General features: G+C 73.3%; 23 protein-coding genes and 1 riboswitch. Of the genes, 9 read left to right on the forward strand and 14 right to left on the reverse strand.

Annotation, left to right across the window (positions count from 1 at the left end; all coding sequences use genetic code 11):
* Genes NMK34_RS23570 through NMK34_RS23585 form a run of 4 tightly spaced genes read left to right on the forward strand, consistent with a single transcriptional unit; the run spans position 1 to position 2,057 of the window.
* Positions 1-876: a metal ABC transporter permease gene (locus NMK34_RS23570; protein ID WP_318335251.1), complete on the forward strand. Its 876-nt coding sequence runs from the start codon at positions 1-3 to the stop codon at positions 874-876.
* A 43-nt stretch (positions 877-919) separates the two neighbouring features.
* Entirely contained in the window at positions 920-1,222 is a 303-nt protein-coding gene (locus NMK34_RS23575; RefSeq protein ID WP_013287947.1) for an ArsR/SmtB family transcription factor, read from the forward strand.
* A gap of 52 nt (positions 1,223-1,274) precedes the next feature.
* Positions 1,275-1,880: a hypothetical protein gene (locus NMK34_RS23580; RefSeq protein WP_318335252.1), complete on the forward strand. Its 606-nt coding sequence runs from the start codon at positions 1,275-1,277 to the stop codon at positions 1,878-1,880.
* A 9-nt stretch (positions 1,881-1,889) separates the two neighbouring features.
* Complete coding sequence (locus tag NMK34_RS23585) at positions 1,890-2,057, forward strand: hypothetical protein (protein WP_318335253.1); 168 nt, start codon at positions 1,890-1,892, stop codon at positions 2,055-2,057.
* A gap of 45 nt (positions 2,058-2,102) precedes the next feature.
* Here the strand turns inward: NMK34_RS23585 and NMK34_RS23590 are convergent, their stop codons facing one another.
* The 4 genes from NMK34_RS23590 to NMK34_RS23605 all read right to left on the reverse strand — a co-directional run bounded on the left by NMK34_RS23590 (position 2,103) and on the right by NMK34_RS23605 (position 6,362).
* Positions 2,103-4,076, reverse strand: coding sequence for an acyl-CoA dehydrogenase family protein (locus NMK34_RS23590; protein WP_318335254.1), 1,974 nt, complete (start codon positions 4,074-4,076; stop codon positions 2,103-2,105).
* 108 nt (positions 4,077-4,184) lie between these two features.
* Positions 4,185-4,688: a DUF6328 family protein gene (locus tag NMK34_RS23595; protein ID WP_318335255.1), complete on the reverse strand. Its 504-nt coding sequence runs from the start codon at positions 4,686-4,688 to the stop codon at positions 4,185-4,187.
* Positions 4,689-4,779: 91 nt separating this feature from the next.
* Entirely contained in the window at positions 4,780-5,529 is a 750-nt protein-coding gene (locus tag NMK34_RS23600; protein ID WP_318335256.1) for an SIS domain-containing protein, read from the reverse strand.
* Entirely contained in the window at positions 5,526-6,362 is an 837-nt protein-coding gene (locus tag NMK34_RS23605) for an alpha/beta hydrolase (protein WP_318335257.1), read from the reverse strand. Before NMK34_RS23605 ends, NMK34_RS23600 begins: the two co-directional genes overlap by 4 nt.
* A gap of 76 nt (positions 6,363-6,438) precedes the next feature.
* A riboswitch (TPP riboswitch) is annotated at positions 6,439-6,545 on the forward strand.
* A gap of 75 nt (positions 6,546-6,620) precedes the next feature.
* Between NMK34_RS23605 and NMK34_RS23610 the strand changes: the two genes are divergently transcribed.
* The 3 genes from NMK34_RS23610 to NMK34_RS23620 all read left to right on the forward strand — a co-directional run bounded on the left by NMK34_RS23610 (position 6,621) and on the right by NMK34_RS23620 (position 9,538).
* Positions 6,621-7,211, forward strand: coding sequence for an ECF transporter S component (locus tag NMK34_RS23610; RefSeq protein ID WP_013475532.1), 591 nt, complete (start codon positions 6,621-6,623; stop codon positions 7,209-7,211).
* A 96-nt stretch (positions 7,212-7,307) separates the two neighbouring features.
* Positions 7,308-8,741 carry an ABC transporter ATP-binding protein gene (locus NMK34_RS23615; RefSeq protein ID WP_318335258.1) on the forward strand — a complete coding sequence of 478 codons (1,434 nt, stop codon included), beginning with the start codon at positions 7,308-7,310 and terminating at the stop codon, positions 8,739-8,741.
* On the forward strand, positions 8,738-9,538 hold the full coding sequence (locus NMK34_RS23620; RefSeq protein WP_318335259.1) for an energy-coupling factor transporter transmembrane component T: 801 nt from the start codon (positions 8,738-8,740) through the stop codon (positions 9,536-9,538). The genes NMK34_RS23615 and NMK34_RS23620 overlap by 4 nt, the downstream gene beginning before the upstream one ends.
* A gap of 272 nt (positions 9,539-9,810) precedes the next feature.
* Here the strand turns inward: NMK34_RS23620 and NMK34_RS23625 are convergent, their stop codons facing one another.
* Positions 9,811-10,227, reverse strand: a complete 417-nt coding sequence (locus tag NMK34_RS23625) for a hypothetical protein (RefSeq protein WP_318335260.1) — start codon at positions 10,225-10,227, stop codon at positions 9,811-9,813.
* A 367-nt stretch (positions 10,228-10,594) separates the two neighbouring features.
* On the opposite strand from NMK34_RS23625, the gene gndA reads away from it, so the two are divergent.
* Positions 10,595-12,037, forward strand: a complete 1,443-nt coding sequence (gene gndA / locus NMK34_RS23630; protein ID WP_318335261.1) for an NADP-dependent phosphogluconate dehydrogenase — start codon at positions 10,595-10,597, stop codon at positions 12,035-12,037.
* Between the two features lie 27 nt (positions 12,038-12,064).
* Here the strand turns inward: gndA and NMK34_RS23635 are convergent, their stop codons facing one another.
* The 4 genes from NMK34_RS23635 to recO all read right to left on the reverse strand — a co-directional run bounded on the left by NMK34_RS23635 (position 12,065) and on the right by recO (position 14,372).
* Positions 12,065-12,289, reverse strand: coding sequence for a thioredoxin reductase (locus NMK34_RS23635; protein WP_128138750.1), 225 nt, complete (start codon positions 12,287-12,289; stop codon positions 12,065-12,067).
* 147 nt (positions 12,290-12,436) lie between these two features.
* Entirely contained in the window at positions 12,437-12,622 is a 186-nt protein-coding gene (locus NMK34_RS23640; RefSeq protein WP_194802342.1) for a hypothetical protein, read from the reverse strand.
* Positions 12,623-12,690: 68 nt separating this feature from the next.
* Positions 12,691-13,467, reverse strand: coding sequence for an isoprenyl transferase (locus NMK34_RS23645; protein ID WP_030274649.1), 777 nt, complete (start codon positions 13,465-13,467; stop codon positions 12,691-12,693).
* Positions 13,468-13,499: 32 nt separating this feature from the next.
* Positions 13,500-14,372: a DNA repair protein RecO gene (gene recO, locus NMK34_RS23650; RefSeq protein WP_318335262.1), complete on the reverse strand. Its 873-nt coding sequence runs from the start codon at positions 14,370-14,372 to the stop codon at positions 13,500-13,502.
* Between the two features lie 102 nt (positions 14,373-14,474).
* Here recO and NMK34_RS23655 point away from each other — a divergent pair, with 102 nt between their 5' ends.
* Entirely contained in the window at positions 14,475-15,254 is a 780-nt protein-coding gene (locus NMK34_RS23655) for a DUF4097 family beta strand repeat-containing protein (protein WP_318335263.1), read from the forward strand.
* A gap of 209 nt (positions 15,255-15,463) precedes the next feature.
* Here the strand turns inward: NMK34_RS23655 and NMK34_RS23660 are convergent, their stop codons facing one another.
* From NMK34_RS23660 to ybeY, 5 genes are all read right to left on the reverse strand, one after another.
* Positions 15,464-16,639, reverse strand: coding sequence for an acyltransferase (locus tag NMK34_RS23660; RefSeq protein WP_318335264.1), 1,176 nt, complete (start codon positions 16,637-16,639; stop codon positions 15,464-15,466).
* 150 nt (positions 16,640-16,789) lie between these two features.
* Positions 16,790-17,686: a GTPase Era gene (era, locus tag NMK34_RS23665; protein WP_318335265.1), complete on the reverse strand. Its 897-nt coding sequence runs from the start codon at positions 17,684-17,686 to the stop codon at positions 16,790-16,792.
* Positions 17,683-18,069, reverse strand: a complete 387-nt coding sequence (locus NMK34_RS23670) for a cytidine deaminase (protein WP_135241577.1) — start codon at positions 18,067-18,069, stop codon at positions 17,683-17,685. Before NMK34_RS23670 ends, era begins: the two co-directional genes overlap by 4 nt.
* Positions 18,062-19,471: a hemolysin family protein gene (locus NMK34_RS23675; protein WP_262015211.1), complete on the reverse strand. Its 1,410-nt coding sequence runs from the start codon at positions 19,469-19,471 to the stop codon at positions 18,062-18,064. Before NMK34_RS23675 ends, NMK34_RS23670 begins: the two co-directional genes overlap by 8 nt.
* Positions 19,447-19,920, reverse strand: coding sequence for an rRNA maturation RNase YbeY (ybeY, locus tag NMK34_RS23680; protein WP_135241579.1), 474 nt, complete (start codon positions 19,918-19,920; stop codon positions 19,447-19,449). Before ybeY ends, NMK34_RS23675 begins: the two co-directional genes overlap by 25 nt.
* Between the last annotated feature and the right edge of the window lie 18 nt (positions 19,921-19,938).

Raw genomic sequence — 19,938 nt, forward strand, 5'->3', positions numbered from 1 at the left:
ATGGATCTCTTCCAGTACGACTTCATGCTCCGCGCCCTGGTCGGCGCGTTGATCATCGGGCTGGCCGCCCCGGCGCTCGGCATCTACCTGGTGCAGCGGCGGCTGGCGTTGATCGGCGACGGGCTCGGGCACGTGGCGCTCACCGGCGTCGGCGCGGGACTGCTGCTCAACCGCTCCCCCGTGCTGGTGGCGGTGATCGCCGCGACGCTCGGCGCGGTGGTGATCGAGCTGGTCCGCGCGTACGGGCGCACCTCCGGTGACCTGGCGCTGGCGCTGCTGTTCTACGGCGGCATCGCCGGCGGTGTGATGCTGGTCGGACTCTCCGACGCCAGCAGCGGATCGCTCAACGCGTACCTGTTCGGGTCGCTGACCACCACCTCCCGCACCGACCTGATCACCATCGGCGTGCTCGGCGCGGTGCTGCTGGTGACCATGCTGGTGCTGCGTCCGGCGTTGTTCGCGGTGTGCCACGACGAGGAGTACGCCCGGGTGTCCGGCCTGCCGGTGCGGACGCTGAACCTGGTCATCGCGGTCGGTACCGCGGTCACGGTGACCATCGCGATGCGGGCGGTCGGGGTGCTGCTGATCAGCGCGCTGATGGTGGTGCCGGTGGCGACCGCGCAGCAGGTGACCCGGGGCTTCCGCTCCACCATGACGGCGGCCATGGCGCTGGGCCTGTTCGCCGCCGGCACCGGGGTCTGGGTGGCCGCCACCGCCGACACCGCACCCGGCGCGTCGGTGGTGCTCGTGGCGATCGGCTCGTTCCTGCTGGTCGCGCTCGCGGCGGCCGGTGCGCGGGCGCTACGGCGGCGGGTGCGGGCCGACCGGGCCACGCCGCCGCCCGAGCCGGTCGAGCACGAGGTGCTGCTGCGGTGAGGCCCTGCCCGCCGGCGCAGCTGGGATTGGTTACCGTTACAGGGTGACCGGCACGAACGGGTACGACGCCTTCGAGGGTGCGGGTGACCTGCTGCGCGCGCTCTCGGCCCCGATCCGGCTCGCGATCGTCAGCGAGCTGGCCGAGGGCGAACGCTGCGTGCACGAGCTGGTCGAGAAGCTCGGCGCGCCGCAGCCGCTGGTCTCCCAGCACCTGCGGGTGCTGCGCGGCGCCGGGGTGGTGCGCGGGTCGCGGCGCGGCCGGGAGATCGCGTACGCGCTGGTCGACGACCACGTCGCGCACATCGTGGCGGACGCCGTCAGTCACGCCGGTGAAGGGTCGCACTGAGCGGGAAATCGGCCAGGTGCCGACGCGCCCGCGCCGTGGGACGCTGTCCGGCGTGAAGATCTACGCCGACCGTTTTCCCACCGCTGTCCGCCAGTTCCTCACCGACCTGCTCGTGGTCGTCTGGGTGTACGCGGCGATCCGCTTCGCGCTGTGGCTGCACGACGTGGTCGAGAAGCTCGCCGTACCCGGGCAGAAGCTGGAGGGGGCCGGCGGTGGTCTCGCCGACAACCTGGCCGACGCCGGCGGCAAGGTCGGCCGGGTGCCGATCGTCGGCGACGAGCTGACCGCGCCGTTCACCCGCGCCGCCGACGCCGCCCGCGCGGTCGCCGAGGCGGGCCGCGATCAGCAGGAGCTGGTCGGGCAGCTCGCGCTCGGGCTGACCGTCGCGGTGCTGGTGTTCCCGCTGGGCCTGGTGCTGTTCGGCTGGCTGCCGCTGCGCCTGCGCTGGATGCGCCGGGCCGGCGCGGCCAAGGCCCTGGCCGGCGTCCCGGCCGGCCGGGATCTGCTGGCGCTGCGCGCGCTTGCGGGTCAGCCGCTGTCGAAGCTGACCCGGATCGCGCCCGACGTCGCCGAGTCGTGGCGGCGCGGCGACGACGCGACAGTCGACGCGCTCGCCGCGCTGGAGCTGCGCGAACTGGGGCTGCGCGGCGGCCGGTAAGGTGTGCCGGTGCTGTACTTCCTGATCGTCGTCGCCGTGTTGCTGCTGGCGTACGCGGCCGTGCTGGTGAGTTTCGTCCGCAAGGGCCGCAAGATCCCGCCGTCGGCGTACCTGGTGCTGGCCGGTCTCAACGGCCTGATCCTGGCCGGCGTCCTGGCCTGGGCGATCGCGCGCTGACCGCCGCGGCGGCCGTCCGGGCGGACGGCCGCCGGGGCGGTCCGGTCAGCCGGCCGGCGGGATGCGACGGCGGACGTCCTGCTCGGTGGACGGCCCCGGTTCCCAGCGGGCCACCCAAGGCAGGTCGGCGGGCGGGGTGACGACGCCCTCCTCCACCGAGGCGTACCGGCCGGCGACGATCCGCTTGGCGGCGGCCACGTCCACCGAGTCGGTGTTCGACCACAGCCCGGTGAACAGCTCGTCGACACGCAGCCGCGCCTGACGGCAGAACAGGTCGGCCAGCTCGACGTTCTCCGGGTGCGCGTCCCGCTCGGCGTAGGCCCGGACGCAGACCGCGCTCATCGCGAACAGCTCCGCGCCGACGTCCACCACCCGGCCGAGGAACGCCTGCTTGCGCTCCATCTTCCCCTGCCAGCGGGACATCGCGTAGAACGTCGACCGGGCCAGCTTGCGGGAGGTCCGCTCGACGTGGCGCAGGTGCCCGGCCAGCGGCCCGAACTCCTGGTACGCCCCGGGCGTCTGCCCCTTGCCGACGGCGAGCGTGGGCAGCCACTTCGCGTAGAAGGCGCCGGCCCGCGCCCCCGCCTTGGCCTTGCGGCCCAGCCCCGCGTCGGGATCGATGATGTCGCCGGCGACGGACAGGTGCGCGTCGACCGCCTCGCGGGCGATCAGCAGGTGCATGATCTCGGTGGAGCCCTCGAAGATCCGGTTGATCCGCAGGTCGCGCAGGAGCTGCTCGACGGCGGCCGGCCGTTCCCCGCGAGCGGCGAGCGAGTCGGCCGTCTCGTAGCCGCGGCCGCCGCGGATCTGGATCAGCTCGTCGGCGATCCGCCAGGCCATCTCGCTGGCGTAGAGCTTGACCAGCGCCGCCTCGATCCGGATGTCGTTGCGGTCGTCGTCGGCGAGCATGCAGGACAGGTCGAGCATCGACTCCATGCCGTACGTGGTGGCGGCGATGAAGGACAGCTTCTTCGCCACCGCCTCGTGCTCGCCCACCGGGCGGCCCCACTGGACCCGGTCCGCCGCCCACTCGCGGGCCACGTTGAGCGCCCACTTGCCGGCGCCCACACACATGGCCGGGAGCGAGAGCCGGCCGGTGTTCAACGTGGTCAACGCGATCTTCAGGCCCTTGCCCTCACCGCCGATCACGTTCTCCTTCGGCACGAACACGTCGTGGAACCGGGTGAGGCTGTTCTCCAGGCCGCGCAGCCCGACGAAGGAGTTGCGCCGCTCCACGGTGATGCCGTCGCTGTCGCCCTCCACCACGAACGCGGTGATGCCGCCGCGCCGCCCCTCGCCGGCCGGCACCCGCGCCATCACCACGAGCAGCGTGGCGAGCGTGCCGTTCGTGGCCCAGAGCTTCACCCCGTTGAGCCGGTAGCCGGTGCCGTCCGCCGTCGGCTCGGCGGTGGTGGCGAGCCGGGCCGGGTCGGAGCCGACGTCCGGTTCGGTGAGCAGGAACGCGGAGACCTCACCGGCGGCGAGCCGGGGCAGGAACCGGTCCTTCTGCTCGGGCGTGCCGAACATCTTCAGCGGCTGCGGCACGCCGATCGACTGGTGCGCGGAGAGCAGCGCGCTGACCGCCGGGTTCACCGAGCCGACGAGCATCAGCGCCCGGCAGTAGTGCAGGTTGCTCAGCCCGAGCCCGCCGTACTTCCGGTCGATCTTCATGCCGAACGTGCCGAGCCCGGCCAGGCCGTGGAACACCTCGTCGGGGATGCGCGCGTCCCGCTCGATCGCCTCACCGTCCACCTCGGACGTGAGGTACGCGCGCAGCGCGCCGAGGAACTCGTCCGCGCGGGCCACCTCGGCCGGGTCGGGGCGGGGCCACGGGTCGATCAGGTCGAGCCGGAACCGGCCGAGGAACAGTTCCTTGCCGAAGCTGGGCCGGTCCCAGGCCGACTCGCGGGCCGCCTCGGCGACCTGGCGGGCCTCCTTCTCGGACACCTGGCCCGCCTCGGTGGGCAGCGGCCCCGCGCCGTCTGGTGACTCGGGCCGGCTGTTCTGTGTCGTGGTCACGGCTGCCTCCTCGTCGGTCCGGCTGCGTCGACGCGTGCGACGAAAACGACGCTACCCCCGGGTGTTACCCAGGGGTAGCGCCGCGTGCACGTCCGATTTGGCGGACGGTCAGTCGCCGGTGAGCGTCTGCGGGTCGTCGTCCTCGTCGTCGATGTCGTCCTCACCCCAGTTGCGGCGGCTGAACGGCAGGATCGCCCAGAAGATCAGGAACCACAGGCCGGTGAGCCCGCTGAGCAGGAACGCGATCGGCCGGTCCAGCACGAAGTCGGTGATCAGCAGGACCGAGCTGACCATCGCGATCAGCATGAAGAACAGGCCGCCGGTGGCCATCCGGTGGGCGAACCGGACCAGTTCCGGCTTGCGTCCCTGCCGGAACAGCGCCCGGTGGAACGCGACCGGGGAAATGATCATCGCGGTGGCCGCGGCGGCGGACAGCAGCGCCACGATGTAGATGTCGCGCTGGAACTCCGTGGTCCGGTCGAACCCGGCGCTGAACGGCAGCGTCAGCAGAAAGGCGAAGAGGATCTGCACGCCGGTCTGCGCGACCCGCAGCTCCTGCAACAGGTCGGCGAAGTTGCGCTGCCAGCGCTGCTTCTCGGATTCCTTCGACACTCGCGGACCTCCCCGGGAGACGGCACAGCCGGCGGGTGAACGCCCACCGGCAGGACCGCCTGTGCCCCGTACGGGTGATCACGAAACCGGTTCAGGAACCGCGGCGGATCCGGCCCGCGTACCGTGCCTCCAGCTCGGCGTTGTGCTCGTCGCCGCCGGTGATGTTCGCGGACAGGTAGACCGGCGGGCGCTCCCCCGCCGCGACCAGCCGGGCCACCACCTCGGCGACGATCTGCTGGGCGAGCAACGCCGCGGTGATCGAGGAGACCGCGCCGACCGCGCCGCCACCCGGCAGCGGCAGCGTGGCGTCGCCGTACGGGGCTCCGTTGTCCAGCACCACGTCGGCGAAGTCGGCGAGCTTGCGGCCGGACGGGTGCCGCGAGGTCATCCGGGCCGAGTGCTGCGCCGAGGTGATCGCCACCAGCCCGTGCCCGCGTTCCTTCACGATGGACGCGAACTCGACCATCGCGCCGTTCACGCCCGAGTTCGAGGCCAGCACGAACACGTCCTGCGGCCGGATCGGCGCCAGCTCGTAGAGGCGGTGCGCCACCGCCGGGTCGCGTTCCAGTTTCGGGCCGAGCACGTCGGCCGGGTCGCCGCCGATCAGCACCAGGTCACGCAGCGCGATCCGGTTGGTGGGCACCAGCCCGCCGGCCCGGCCGGCGATCTCCATGGCCAGCGCCTCGGAGTGCCCGGTGCCGAACGCGTGCACCACACCGTCGGCGCGCAGCGCCGCCGCGATCAGGTCGGCCGCGTCGGCCACGTTGCGCCGCTGCTCGGCGGCGACCCGGCCGATCGTCTCGGTCACCACCGCCAGGTACGCCTCGGCGCTCACCGTCATGCCTCCTCCGTTCCTGTGCACCGGGCGAGGATCGCCTCGGCCAGCGGGCCGGGCGCCTCGTCCGGGATCCAGTGGCTGACGCCGGACAGCTCCACGAACCGGTAGTCACCGGTGACGCGCGCGGCGCACGCCTGCGCTGCGGTCCGGCCGATCGCCACGTCCTTGTCGCTCCAGACGAACGTCGTGGGCACCCCGACCGGGGCGACCGCCTTCATGTCCGCCCCGGTCATCGCGCGATACCAGTTCAGCGCCGCCGTCAACGCGCCCGGCTCACGCATCGGCTCGGCGTAGCGCGCCACCGTACCTGCGTCGCCCACGCCGCTCAGCAGCTTGCGCAGCGTGGCGCCGTTCCACGCCAGCAGCACCTTCTCCGCCGTACCGGGCTTGCGGAACAACGCGATGTAGGCGGACTTGACCTTCTGCCGGGGGTCGGTGGCGAGCGCGTGGCCCATCGCCGCCGGATGCGGCACCGACACCGCGGTCAGCGTCCGCACCCGGTCCGGGTGCGCCGCCGCCAGGCCCCACGCCACGATCGCGCCCCAGTCGTGGCCCACCACGTGGGCGCGAGTCACCCCGAGCGCGTCCAGCACGGCCGCCGCGTCGGCCACCAGCTCCGGAATCCGGTACGCCCCGACGTCCGCCGGACGCGCGCCGGGCGAGTAGCCGCGCTGGTCGAGCGCGTACGTGCGCAGCCCGGCGGCGTGCAGCGCGGGCGTGACCGCGTCCCACTCGCCGGAGTGCTGCGGGAAGCCGTGCAGCAGCAGGACCGGGTCACCGTCCTCGGGGCCACCGGCGCGTACCTCGAACGTCAGTCCCCGCGCATCCACCAGCATGATCGCCACCATACCGACACTCGCCCTGCTGGGCCCCGGGCCGTGGTCGGTGCTAGCGTCTGCGACGAGACAACTTCACATCCGACAGGGGAGCGCACAGCGCTGAGAGTGCGGGCCGGTGCCCGCAGACCCTCGAACCTGATCTGGGTAATGCCAGCGCAGGGAGTTCGGTCGACCTCCAGCCGCGTCGCCGTCCGGTGACCACCGGGCGCGGCGTGCGTCTTCTCCTGGTTCACCTCGACGAACTGGGAGCCAACCGTGAACCACACCGACAGCAACCGCTGGCGTACCGTCGACATCGTCGTCGCCTCGGTCATCGCCGTCGCCTTCGGCGTCGTCTTCTGGGCCTGGGGCCTGCTCTGGAGCGCCACCGACGCGGCGTTCGCGTTCTTCCCGCCGGCGCAGGCCGTGCTCTACGGCGTGTGGCTGATCCCGGCGGTGCTCGCCGGCCTGATCATCCGCAAGCCGGGCGCCGCCCTGTACTGCGAGACGGTCGCCGCGATCATCTCCGCCCTGCTGGGCAGCCAGTGGGCGAGCATCGTGATCCTTCAGGGCCTGATGCAGGGCATCGGCGCCGAGCTGGCCTTCGCCGCGTTCCGGTACCGCTCGTTCCGACTGCCGGTGGCGGTGCTGGCCGGTGCGCTGACCGGTCTCGGCGCGGCGATCTTCGACTTCGTCTACTGGAACAAGGCGTTCGACTTCGCCTCCTACCGCCTCCCGTACGCGCTGATCACGATCGTCAGCGCCACGATCGTCGCCGGTCTCGGCGCGCACGTCCTCACCCGCGCGCTGGCGAACACCGGCGTCCTGGACCGCTTCCCCGCCGGCCGCGACCGAGCCCTGGTCTGACGCCTCCATCGTGTCGATCATGAAGTTGGCGGCCGTTTCGGCACCCGTCATCGCCGTCAACCTCATGATCGACGGAGAAGAGGGGGTGGGTGGGCGGTGAGCGGGGTGGTGCTGCGGGGGTTCGGGTGGCGGCACGGGGGACGGAAACGCTGGGCTCTGCGCGGGGTGGATCTGCGCGTGGAGAGCGGCGAGCGGGTGCTGCTGCTCGGACCCTCCGGGGCCGGCAAGAGCACGTTGCTGGCCGCGCTGGCCGGGCTGCTGCCGGAGGATTCCGGCGAGCAGGAGGGCACCGTCGAGATCGACGGGCTGGACCCGCGCAAGGCCCGCGAGCGCGTCGGCATCGTCTTCCAGGACCCGCAGACCCAGCTCGTCATGGCCCGCTCCGGCGACGACGTGGCGTTCGGGCTGGAGAACCGTGGCGTACCCGCCGGGGAGATCTGGCCCCGCGTCGACGAGGCGCTGCACCGGGTCGGCTTCCCGTACGACAGGGACCGCCCCACCGCCGCGCTCAGCGGCGGCGAGCAGCAGCGGCTGGCGCTGGCCGGCACGCTCGCGCTGCGCCCCGGGCTGCTCCTGCTCGACGAGCCCACCGCCAATCTCGACCCGGCCGGTGCCACCCTGATCCGCCGGGCCGTCGCCAACGCGCTCGACCCGGGCACCACGATGGTCATGGTCGAGCACCGGGTCACCGAGGCGCTGCCGCTGGTCGACCGCGTCGTGGTGCTGGAACCCGGCGGCGGGATCCGCGCCGACGGGCCACCCGACGCGGTCTTCGCCGCGCACGGCGACGCGCTGGCCGCCGCCGGGGTGTGGGTACCCGGCCACGTCGCGCCACCCCGCCACGCCACCACGCCGCCCGGCGACGCGCTGCTCACCGCGGAGCGGCTCGGCCTGCCACCCCGGCTGAAACCCACCGATCTTCGGGTACGCGCCGGCGAGGCGCTCGCCGTCCTCGGCCCCAACGGGGCCGGGAAGTCCACACTGGCGCTGCTCCTGGGCGGCCTGCTGAAACCCGGCACGGGCACCGTCACCGCGTCGGCGGAACTCGCCGGGCGGGACGCGCGCACTCCCCCGCACCGCTGGCGGGCACCCGCGCTGGTCCGCCGGATCGGTTCGGTGTTCCAGGACCCGGAGCACCAGTTCGTCACCGCCACTGTGCGCGACGAGCTGGCGCTCGGCCCGCGCCGCACCGGCCGGCCCGAGCCGGCGGTGACCGCCACCGTCGACGAGCTGTTGCACCGGTTGCGACTGGACCGGCTGGCGGGCGCCAACCCGTACACCCTCTCGGGTGGGGAGGCGCGGCGGCTGAGCGTGGCGACGGCCCTGGCCACCGCGCCCCGCCTGCTGATCTGCGACGAACCCACGTTCGGCCAGGACCGGCGGACCTGGCTGGAGCTGGTCGACCTGCTCGCCGAGCTGCGCGACGCCGGGCACGGTGTGGTCACGGTGACCCACGACGAGGACTTCGTCGCCGCGCTGGCCGACCGGAAGCTCACCCTGCACCGCTCCCCCGACGGAGTGGTCGCGTGATCGGCCTCGAACCGGTCGCCGCACCCGGCGCACCGCTGGCCCGGCGCAACCCGGTGGCGAAGCTGGCCGCCGCTGTGGTCTTCACGCTCATCCTGGTGGCGACGCTCGACCCGGTGGCCCCGGCCATCGCCATCGCCGTCGAACTCGCGGTGCTGCCGCTGTTCGGGGTCCGCTACCGGGTGCTGGCCCGCCGGGCCTGGCCACTGCTCGCCGGTGCCGTCGGCATCCTCGTCACGCTTGTGCTCTTCGCGGCCGACCGCTCCGGCCGGGTGCTGCTCGAGGCCGGTCCGGTCCTGGTCACCGAGGGCGTCCTCGTCACCGCGCTGGGCCTGGTGCTGCGGATGCTGGCCGTGGCGCTGCCCGGCATCGTCGTGTTCGCTACCACCGACCCGACCGACCTGGCCGACGCGTTGATCCAGAACGCGAAGACGCCCGCCCGGTTCGCCATCGGGGCGCTCGCCGCGTTCCGGATGGTGCCGCTGCTGGAACAGGAGTGGCGGATGATCAGCATGGCCCGCCGGGCCCGCGGCGTGGACGCGGGCCGCAACCCGGCGGCGAAGCTGCGGCTGTTCGCGTCCACCGCGTTCACGCTGCTGGTGGGCGCGATCCGGCGGGGTACCCGGCTGGCGGTGGCGATGGACGCGCGGGGCTTCGACGCGGCTACGCCGCGCACCGTGGCCCGCCCGCAGCGCTTCACCCGGGCCGACGCCCTGCTCGTGGCGGGCGCCGCGCTGCTGGCGAGCGGGGCCCTGGCCACAAGCATCGCCCTGGGCACCTTCCGCCCCTTGATCGGCTGACCCCGAGCCCGGTCCCCGCCCCACCCTCACCCCGCCCACCCTCGCCCCGTTGATCATGAAGTTGACGGCACCGGTTGCCCGTTTTGTCGCCGCCAACCTCATGATCAACCACGACCGGGCGAGATCTTGGTACGAAATGGCCCCTATGGGGGCCGAAATCTTCCAAGATCTCTGCGGGGTGAGTGGCGAGGCCGGGTAGGAGGCGCCGGACCCGGGCAGGCCCGGGATGAGGGTCTGCCCGGGTGAGCGACCGGCTGGGACGGGTCTGTCCGTCAGCTTCGGCGGAAGGCGTAGAACCGGGTCTGGCCGGCGCGCTGGCTACGGCCACTGAACCGGGCCTGCCGCCCTGCCGGCGGGCCCGATCTCGGCGGCGTCGCCGACGCGCCGGGCACAACCGGCGCCTCCGGGAGCGCCACCGACCCCGCAGCCACGGCGGACACCCCCGCGCCAATGGCGGGCGGCACCGTCGACGCGGTCGCGGTGGACGGCACCGCCGACGCGGTCGCGGTGGGCGGCACCGCCGACGCGGTCGCGGTGGACGGCACCGCCTCCAGAGACACGGTGGGCGACAGCGGCTCCGTCGGGAGCGCCACCGTGGGCGGCGCCACGGTGAGCGCGTCGAGCTTCGGCGGGATCACCTGCGGCACGGACTGCTTGCGGGACTTCTTCGGATTGCGCTTCGCGGGCATTCGCGGGCCTCCTGTCGTGCGGGCGCGCCGACCGGGACGCGCCGAGCGAGGGGCTCCGATGCGTTCCGATCACGACAGACACCGCGACCGACGGTGGCGGGGAAGGAATGCGGACGCCCGGAGCAGGACGGGTCCACGGCACTGGCGGCGGTGGACCGGGCTCGGAGGTGGGGCGTCACTTACGCATGCGGCAACGCTATCCCGCCGCCCGGAGACCCGCACCCGATTTACCGGGAGAGAACGCGAACGCGCCCACGCGAGACGCACTGCCACGCGCCGATCACGCCCTGTCGACGTCTCCGCCCGCTCCCCCGGCGACCGCGATACGGTCGCAGCACGGCAGCACGATCGAGAGGTGGCGGTACGCATGGCAGAGCAGGCGACGGCGCAGATCGGGGTCACCGGTCTGGCGGTGATGGGCCGCAACCTGGCCCGGAACCTGGCCCGCAACGGCTTCGCCGTGGCGGTGCACAACCGGTCGCCGGAACGTACCCGCAGCCTGGTCGCTGAGCACGGCGGCGAGGGCACGTTCGTGCCCTCGGAGTCGCTCGCGGACTTCGTCGGCTCGCTGGAGCGGCCCCGCGCGGTGATCGTGATGGTGAAGGCCGGCGCGCCCACCGACGCGGTGATCGACGAGCTGATCCCGCTGCTGGAGGAGGGCGACATCGTCGTCGACTGCGGCAACGCGCACTTCGCCGACACCCGCCGCCGGGAGGAGGCGCTGCGCGCGCACGGGCTGCACTTCGTCGGCACCGGTGTCTCCGGCGGTGAGGAGGGCGCACTGCTCGGCCCGAGCATCATGCCCGGCGGGTCGGCCGAGTCGTACCGCAAGCTGGGGCCGATCTTCGAGAGGATCGCCGCGCAGGTGGACGGTGAGCCCTGCTGCCGGCACATCGGGCCGGACGGCGCGGGCCACTTCGTGAAGATGGTGCACAACGGCATCGAGTACGCCGACATGCAGCTCATCGCCGAGGCGTACGACCTGTTGCGGGCCGGTCTGTCGGCGAGCCCGGCGGAGATCGCGGAGATCTTCCGGGAGTGGAACGGCGGCGAGCTGGGGTCGTTCCTCATCGAGATCACCGCCGACGTGCTCGGCCACACCGACGCGGCCACCGGCCGGCCGTTCGTGGACATCGTGCTCGACCAGGCCGAGCAGAAGGGCACCGGCCGCTGGACCGTGCAGAGCGCGCTGGACCTCGGCATCCCGATCACCGGCATCGCCGAGGCCACGTTCGCCCGGTCGCTGTCCGGTCACGCCGGCCAGCGCGAGGCCGCCCGCCGGGTGTTCGCCGACGCGGGCGACAAGTGGCAGGTGGACGACCGGGACGCGTTCGTCGAGGACGTGCGCCGCGCGCTGCTGGCCAGCAAGATCGTCGCGTACGCGCAGGGCTTCGACCACATCCGGGCCGGCAGCCGGGAGTACGACTGGGACATCGACCTGGGCGGTACGGCCACGATCTGGCGGGGCGGCTGCATCATCCGGGCCGGTTTCCTGGACCGGATCCGGGAGGCGTACGACGCGGAGCCGGACCTGTCGACGCTGCTCGTCGCGCCGTGGTTCGCCGAGCGGGTCAGCGCCGGCGTACCGGCCTGGCGACGGGTGGTGGCCGACGCGGCCCGGGCGGGCGTGCCGGCCCCGGCCTTCGGGTCGTCGCTGGCCTACTTCGACGCGCTGCGGGCGCAGCGCCTGCCGGCCGCGCTGATCCAGGGCCTGCGGGACGACTTCGGGGCGCACACCTACCACCGGGTGGACCGGGCCGGCTCGTTCCACACGCTCTGGGCGGGCGACCGCTCCGAAGTGGAGGCGTGAGCCGCACCGGCAGCCCGGCCGGACACCTCACCAGGCCCGCTGACCGTCCGGGTCGGGCGCCCAGCCGGCGGCCGGCTCGCCCGCCGCCAGCTCACCGATCTCACCGGAGCGGACGGCGGGGGTGTGCCCGAGGTCGGCGCACCACCGCTGGGCGACGTCGGCGCACAGCGCGGCGACGGCGTCCCGGCGGGCCGGCTCCACCAGGTCGGCGGCGGCCAGGGCAGCAGTCATCTCGTACCGGAGATCGCGCATCCTCCACCCCCGTGGCGGGCGCGCACCCGGCGGCGCGCCCTGCGCCGATCGTAGAGCGCGACGCCCCGCGCCCGGCGGGAAAGCCGGATGCGGGGCGTCGCTGTCGGGCCGGATGCCGGCCGCAGCCACCAGGGCCGGGTGTCGCGGTCAGAAGAACCGGCGACGCTTGGCCTTCTGCGGCCGGACCAGGTCGGCGCCCTTGGTCAGCAGACGGCTCACCCCGGACGGGCCGCGACGGGCCTCCAGGGTGTGGCTGAGCCGGCGCGCGCCGGCCGCCGCCAGCGGCACGGCGACCGCCATGAACGCCCACTGCGCGATCCGCTTCTGAATCATGTGGTTCACCTCCGCGTTTGCTGTCTACCGGTATCGGTACCCAGCGCGGCGCGCCGGTAAGCGTGACGTCAGGCGCCCGGGGCGACCGGGTTGGGGAGGGCGCCGCCGAAGCGGCGGTCGCGCTGGGCGTACAGCTCGCAGGCGTACCAGAGGTGACGGCGGTCGAAGTCGGGCCAGAGCGTGTCCAGGTAGACCAGTTCGGCGTACGCGGTCTGCCAGAGCAGGAAGTTGGAGATGCGCTGCTCGCCGGAAGGGCGCAGGAACAGGTCGACCTCGGGCACCTCGGGGTGGTAGAGGTACCGCGCCACCGTCTTCTCGTTCACCTTGGCCGGGTCGAGCCGGCCGGCGGCGACGTCACGGGCGATCCCGGCGGCGGCGTCGGCGATCTCGGCCTGACCGCCGTAGTTGACGCAGAACTGCAGCGTCAGCGTCGAGTTGCCGCGCGACATCTCCTCGGCGGTCTGCAGCTCGGAGATGACGCTCTTCCACAGCCGGCCGGCGCGGCCCGACCAGACCACCCGTACGCCCAGGTCGACGAGCTGGTCGCGGCGGCGGCGGATGACGTCCCTGTTGAAGCCCATCAGGAAGCGGACCTCGTCCGGCGAGCGCCGCCAGTTCTCGGTGGAGAACGCGTACGCCGACAGGTAGGGGATGCCCATCTCGATCGCGCCCTCGACGGCGTCGAACAGGCTGTGCTCGCCCTGCTCGTGCCCCTTGGTGCGGGGCAGCCCGCGCTCCTTGGCCCACCGGCCGTTGCCGTCCATCACGATGGCGACGTGCCGGGGCACCGCGGCGGGCGGCAGCGCCGGCGGACGGGCACCGGAGGGGTGCGGGGTCGGCGGCACCGGCTCGCGGCGGGTCGCCCTCGTCGATCGGATCACTCGGTCATCTCCCTGTTCACACCGGCGACGGGCCCGGCGCCGGAGCGCGGCGGGACCACATCCGGCCCCGCGACGCCGGGCGGCGGGACCGCGCCGGCCGCCGGGGCACCCCGGTCGACCAGCGGCAGCGAGCGTAGCGCGCGCTCCAGATGCCACTGGAGGTGCGCCGCGACCAGCCCGCTGCACTCCCGGCGTACGCCGGTCTCGGCCGCGTCGGCGTACGCCCAGTCGCCGGAGGTCAGCGCGGACATCAGCTCCAGCGTGGCGGGCGCGGGGTGGGCGGCGCCGGGGGGCCTGCAGTCCGGGCAGACGGCGCCGCCGGCCGGTACGGAGAACGCGCGGTGCCGGCCCGGCTCGCCGCAGACCGCGCAGGCGGCGAGCGCCGGCGCCCAGCCGGCGAACGCCATGCCGCGCAGCAGGTACGCGTCGAGCACCAGCGTGGTGGCGTGCTCGCCCCGGGCGAGCGACTTCATCGCGCCGAGGGTGAGCTGGAACAGCCGCAGCGACGGCTCGCGCTCGACCGGGGTGAGCCGCTCGGCGGTCTCGGCGATCGCGCTGGCCGCGGTGTAGCGGGGGTAGTCGCCGAGGAACCGCTTGCCGTACAGCTCGATCGCCTCGACCTGGCTGACGGAGTGCAGCGAGCTGCCCTGGTTGCCCTTGGGGTCACCGGCGAGCTGGAGGTCGACGTGCCCGAACGGTTCCAGCCGCGCGCCGAACCGGCTCGTGGTGCGCCGCACGCCCCGGGCCACCGCACGCAACCGGCCGTGCCGGCGGGTGAACAGCGTGATGATGCGGTCGGACTCGCCCAGCTTCTGCACACGCAGCACCACCGCGTCGTCGCGGTAGAGCTGTCGGCGGTACCCGGCCATCAGGCCATTCTCCCTCCGGGTGCGATCTCAGGGTCGGCTCGGGGTGGACCGGCGGGCGATCCCCGATGTGGCGGGCGCCGGGCCGGACCTAGTGTGCTGGCCATGGCTTCGCTCCGCACCGCGGTGGCCGCGACCGCTGCCGCCTCGCTCATCGTTCTCTCCGGGTGTGACACCCTCTCGTTCCGCCGCCTCGACTACGACCACACCGAGCGGACGAAGATCACGAAGATCACCGTGGACGACGACGGCGCCGGCGACGTCGTGGTGCGGGCCAACGGCCCCGCCGACCAGGTACGCGTCAAGCGCGTGGTCCGCTACCAGGGCGACGAGCCGACCAGCCGGTACGAGATCAAGGGCGACGAACTGGTCCTGCCCACCGACTGCGGGCACCGGTGCAGCATCTCCTGGGAGGTGACCGCACCGCCCGGCGTGGTGATCCGCGGCGGCACCGGCTCGGGCAACGTCGACCTCACCGACGTGGGCGCCGTCGAGTTCACGCTCAGCTCCGGCGACCTGACCATCAGGGGCGTCACCGGCGAGGTCCGCGCGTCCACCACGTCGGGCAACATCCGGGTCGTCGAGGCGGCCGGCCCGGTGCGGCTGCGGGCCCGCTCCGGCGACATCGAGGCCCGCCGGCTCGCCTCCGCCGTCGACGTGGAGACCACCTCCGGCAACATCGTCGTCGAGCTGGACCAGCCGGCTCCGGCCCGGGCGCACGCCACGAGCGGCGACGTCGACCTCGCCGTACCGGCCGGCCGCTACCGGGTGCGCGCCACCGCGACGTCCGGCGACACCGACGTACGCGTCACCGACGACCCGACCGCGTCGGTGACGCTGGAGGCGTCCGCCACCAGCGGCAACGTCACGGTCAGCACGCGCTGAGCCGACGGCTCCAGCCGGGTGACCGCATCCACGCACCCCGCAAACCCCACTCCCCCGACCTGGTGCCGCGACCCCGCCCTCACCCCGTTGATCATGAGGTTGGCGGCGACAAATCGGGCACGAACTGCCGCCAACCTCATGATCAACGGGGACAGGCGGCCGGGCGGTCGCGGACATCGTGAGGACCGGGGCCGTACCCGGGTGGTGGCTCAGCCGGGGCCGTCCCGCCGGGAGGCCGGGGCGCTGTCCCGGCCGGGGCGCACGGGGGCCTCGGCCGGGCGGCGCGGCCCCGGCACCCGGGCGCCGACGCTGACCAGCGCGTCCTCCGCCCCGGCGGGGGCCGGGCTGGCCGGGGCGGCCGCCGCCCGGTCGGCCACGGTCCGCCGCGGCTTCCCGGGGACCAGTTCGGGGGTACGCCGGGCGGCCACGTCCTCGACCCAGCCGACCATGAGCGTCACCACGCCGACGAGCGCGAAGACCAGCCCCACCCGCAGCCACAGGCCCACCGGGTCGCGTGGCGACCAGCCGACCAGGCCGACGAGCGGGGTGAGGAGCACCACGAACGGCATGTGCCACAGGTAGATGGTCAGCGCGCGACGGTTCACCACGGTCACCGCCCGGCCGAGCGCCGGCACGCGGTCGACCCAGGTCACCCCGGTCGGCGCCCGGCCGATCGCCACCAGGATGAACGCGGCCGACCAGAGCGCGTTGCCCAGCGGGATGTCGTTGATGTCGAATCCGCGCGGCCCCGGGTGGGTGACGATCCACGCCAGCCCGGCGGCGCCGACCACGGCGGCCACCGGCAGCAGCACCCGGGCGCGCATCCGGCGCAGCATCCCGTCGTGGTGGGCGAAGCCGAGCAGCCAGGCGCCGAAGTAGAGGCCGAACTCCCGCAGCACCGTCGGCGGGTTCGCCAGGATGCCCGCCTCGATCGCGACGAGCAGCAGGTACGGGGCGGCGAGCGTGGGCAGCGGTGCCCGGCGGAACAGCCAGAGCACCAGCGGTGAGGCGAGGACGAACCACAGGTAGTCCCGCAGGTACCAGATCGGGCTGAGCGCCAGCCCGCCCCAGTAGTTGGCCGGCGGGTCGCTGATCGGGAAGAGCCAGAGCAGCACCTTCGGGCTGAACGTCAGTCCGGTGAGCAGCATGGCCGGCACGAAGACCGCGGCGACCACCCACAGCGACGGCAGGAGGCGGCGCAGCCGGCGCCCGACCGCGCGTACCCCGCTGCGGTCGAGTGACGCCGCCATCAGCGACCCGGCCAGGGCGAACATCACCGACATCGCCGGGAACACCAGCGTGAGCGTGGCGTAGCCGGTGACGTGGTAGGTGACGACGCGCAGGATGGCCAGGAAGCGGAGCAGGTCCAGGTAGCGGTTTCGCATCAGCTCGCGGCGGGGTCCGGGGGCAGAGACAATGATCCCTACCCTGCTCCCGCACGCTGTGAAACAGCCGAGAACGCCTATGGAAAGTGAGATGTCCCATAGGTCTGGCTGATCCTGATCATCCGCTGCCGGGCCGGCCCCGGCCGCCCGTCAGAAGCCGAGCTTGCGCAACTGCTTCGGGTCGCGCTGCCAGTCCTTCGCCACGCGTACGTGCAGGTCGAGGTAGACCCGGGTGCCCAGCAGCTCCTCGATCTGCCGCCGGGCGGTGGTGCCCACGTGCTTGAGGCGGCTGCCCCGGTGGCCGATGACGATGGCCTTCTGGCTCGAGCGCTCCACGTACAGGTCGGCGTAGATCTTGGTGAGGTTGCCCTCCGGGATCATCTCCTCGACCACCACGGCGATGGAGTGCGGCAGCTCGTCGCGTACGCCCTCCAGCGCCGCCTCGCGGACCAACTCCGCCACGAGCACCTGCTCCGGGTCGTCGGTGAGCATGTCGTCCGGGTAGAGCTGCGGCGACTCGGGCAGGTAGCCGGTCATCACGTCGACGAGCGTGTCGACCTGGTGGCCGGAGACGGCGCTGACCGGCACCACGTCGGCGAACTCCCCCAGCTCGCTCACCGCGAGCAACTGCTCGGCCAGCCGCTTCTTGTCGACCAGGTCGGTCTTGGTGACCACCGCCAGCACCGTCGCCTTGAGGCTGGCCAGCTCGCCGGTGATGAAGCGGTCGCCCCGGCCGACCGGCTCGTTCGCCGGCACGCACAGGCCGATCACGTCGACCTCGCTCCAGGTCTCCCGGACCAGGTCGTTGAGGCGCTCGCCGAGCAGCGTGCGGGGCCGGTGCAGACCCGGGGTGTCGACAAGCACGAGTTGCGAGTCCGGCCGGTGCAGCACCGCCCGGATGATGTGCCGGGTGGTCTGCGGCTTGTTCGAGGTGATCGCGATCTTGGTGCCGACGATCGCGTTTGTGAGCGTCGACTTGCCCGCGTTCGGCCGCCCCACGAAACAGGCGAAACCGGCACGGTAGGGACGATCCTCGGGCGTTGTCACTCGACCACCGTGCCGAGGACGGTGCCGTCCGGCGCGGCCACGTGCACCGGCGCGTCGGCGGACAGGTCACGCACCGCGGCGTGCCCGGCCCCGTCCAGCGTCGACGCCTCGGTCACCACCACCGCGGCCTCCAGCCGGCTCGCGCCCGCCGCCACCGCCGAGGCCACCGCGAGCTGGAGCGCGGTCAGGGTCAGCGACGGCAGCGCCACGCTCGCCGCCGCGTACGTCCTGCCGTCCTGGTCGCGGACCGCCGCGCCCTCCACTGCAGCCACCCGGCTCCGCGCGCCCCGGGCCAGGATCACGAGCTTGGCGTCCTCGGCGCTCAGCTCGGCCGGATCGGCGGGGGTGGGCAGGGCGGCCGGTACGGCGGGTGACTCAGGCATCGGCGGGTTGCCTCTCCTCGGAACGGTTGTTGTCGCCACGCGAATCGGGCGGCTCGCTGCGGTTGGTGCCCTCCGGCGCGTCACCCCGGTCGACCCGGCTCACCAGAACCGTGTCGATCCGGTTGCGACGACCGGTCGTGCCCTCGGCCACCAGCCGCAGGCCGGCCACCTCGGCCTCGGCGCCCGGGATGGGCACCCGGCCGAGCGCCTGGGCGAGCAGGCCACCGACCGTCTCCACCTCGTCGGTGGGCAGCTCGGTGTCGAACAGCTCGCCCAGATTCTCCACCGGCAGCCGCGCGGTCACCCGCACGGCCCCGTCGGGCAGATGCTCGACCGGCGGGCGCTCGACATCGTACTCGTCGGTGATCTCCCCGACGATCTCCTCCAGGATGTCCTCGATGGTGACCAGCCCGCCGGTGCCGCCGTACTCGTCGACCACGATGACCAGGTGGTTGCGGGCCGCCTGCATCTCGGAGAGCAGGTCGTCCACCGGCTTGGACTCCGGCACGAACGTGGCCGGGCGCATCAGCTCGGCCACCGGCATCTGCCGGGCGGCCTGGTCGCCCTGCACCCGGCGGATCAGATCCTTGAGGTAGAGCACACCGAGCACGTCGTCGACGTTCTCGCCGATCACCGGGATGCGGGAGAACCCGGAACGCAGGAACAACGCCAGCGCCTGCGCGAGCGTCTTGCGCTCCTCGATCCACACCATCTCGGTACGCGGCACCATCACCTCGCGGGCGATGGTGTCGCCGAGCGCGAAGACCGAGTGGATCATCTGACGCTCGCCGTGCTCCACCACACCACGCTGCTCGGCCAGGTCGACCAGTTCCCGCAGCTCCACCTGGGTCGCGAACGGCCCCTCGCGGAAGCCCTTGCCGGGGGTGACCGCGTTGCCGATCAGGATCAGCAGCGACGCCAGCGGGTTGAGCGCGCGGCCCAGCCAGCGCACCAGCGGCGCGACAGCGCGGCCGACCGCGTACGCGTGCTGACGGCCGATCGTGCGCGGGCCGACACCGACCACCACGAAGCTCACCACAGTCATCGCGCCCGCTGTGACCAGCGCCGCCCGCCAGCCCGCGCCGAACGTGTCGACGGCCACCAGCGCGACGAGCGTGGTGGCGGTCAGCTCGGCCAGCAGTCGCAGCAGGAGCAGCAGGTTCAGGTGGCGGACCACGTCACCGGCCACCGCCTGGAGCGCACGCCCGCCGCGGGCGCCGTCCCGGGTCAGCTCCGCGGCACGGGCCGGCGAGACCGCTGCCAGCGCCGCCTCGGTCATCGCGATCAGGCCGGCGAGCACCACCAGCCCGGCGGCGAAGACCAGGAGTTGAAGATCAGGCAGACCGGCGGGGGTGCGGACCGCCGCCAAGGTGTCCATCACCGCGACCGGGTCGACCGCCAGCTGGCCAGCAGCCGGGCCTGGAGACCGAACATCTCCCGCTCCTCCTCGGGCTCGGCGTGGTCGTAGCCCAGCAGGTGCAGCACGCCGTGCACGGTGAGCAGGTGCAGCTCGTCGGCGGCCGAGTGCCCGGCCGCGGCGGCCTGCTTGGCCGCCACCTCCGGGCAGAGCACGATGTCGCCGAGCAGGGCGGGCTCACCGCCGGCCGGGTTGCTCTCCCCCGGGCCGTGGTCGACGCTGCCCTCGTCCATGGGGAAGGCGAGCACGTCGGTCGGGCCGTCGCCACCCATCCAGCGGTGGTTCAGCTCCGACATGTATTCGATGTCGACGAGCAGCACGGACAGCTCGGCGAGGGGGTTGACCCCCATCTCGTCGAGGGCGTGCCGCGCGACGGCGAGCACGGCGTCGGTGTCGACGTCGACACCCGACTCGTTGGCGATCTCGATGGACAACTGTCTTCCTCTGATGAT

This window comes from Micromonospora sp. BRA006-A (assembly GCF_033433935.1).
Classification (GTDB): domain Bacteria; phylum Actinomycetota; class Actinomycetes; order Mycobacteriales; family Micromonosporaceae; genus Micromonospora; species Micromonospora aurantiaca.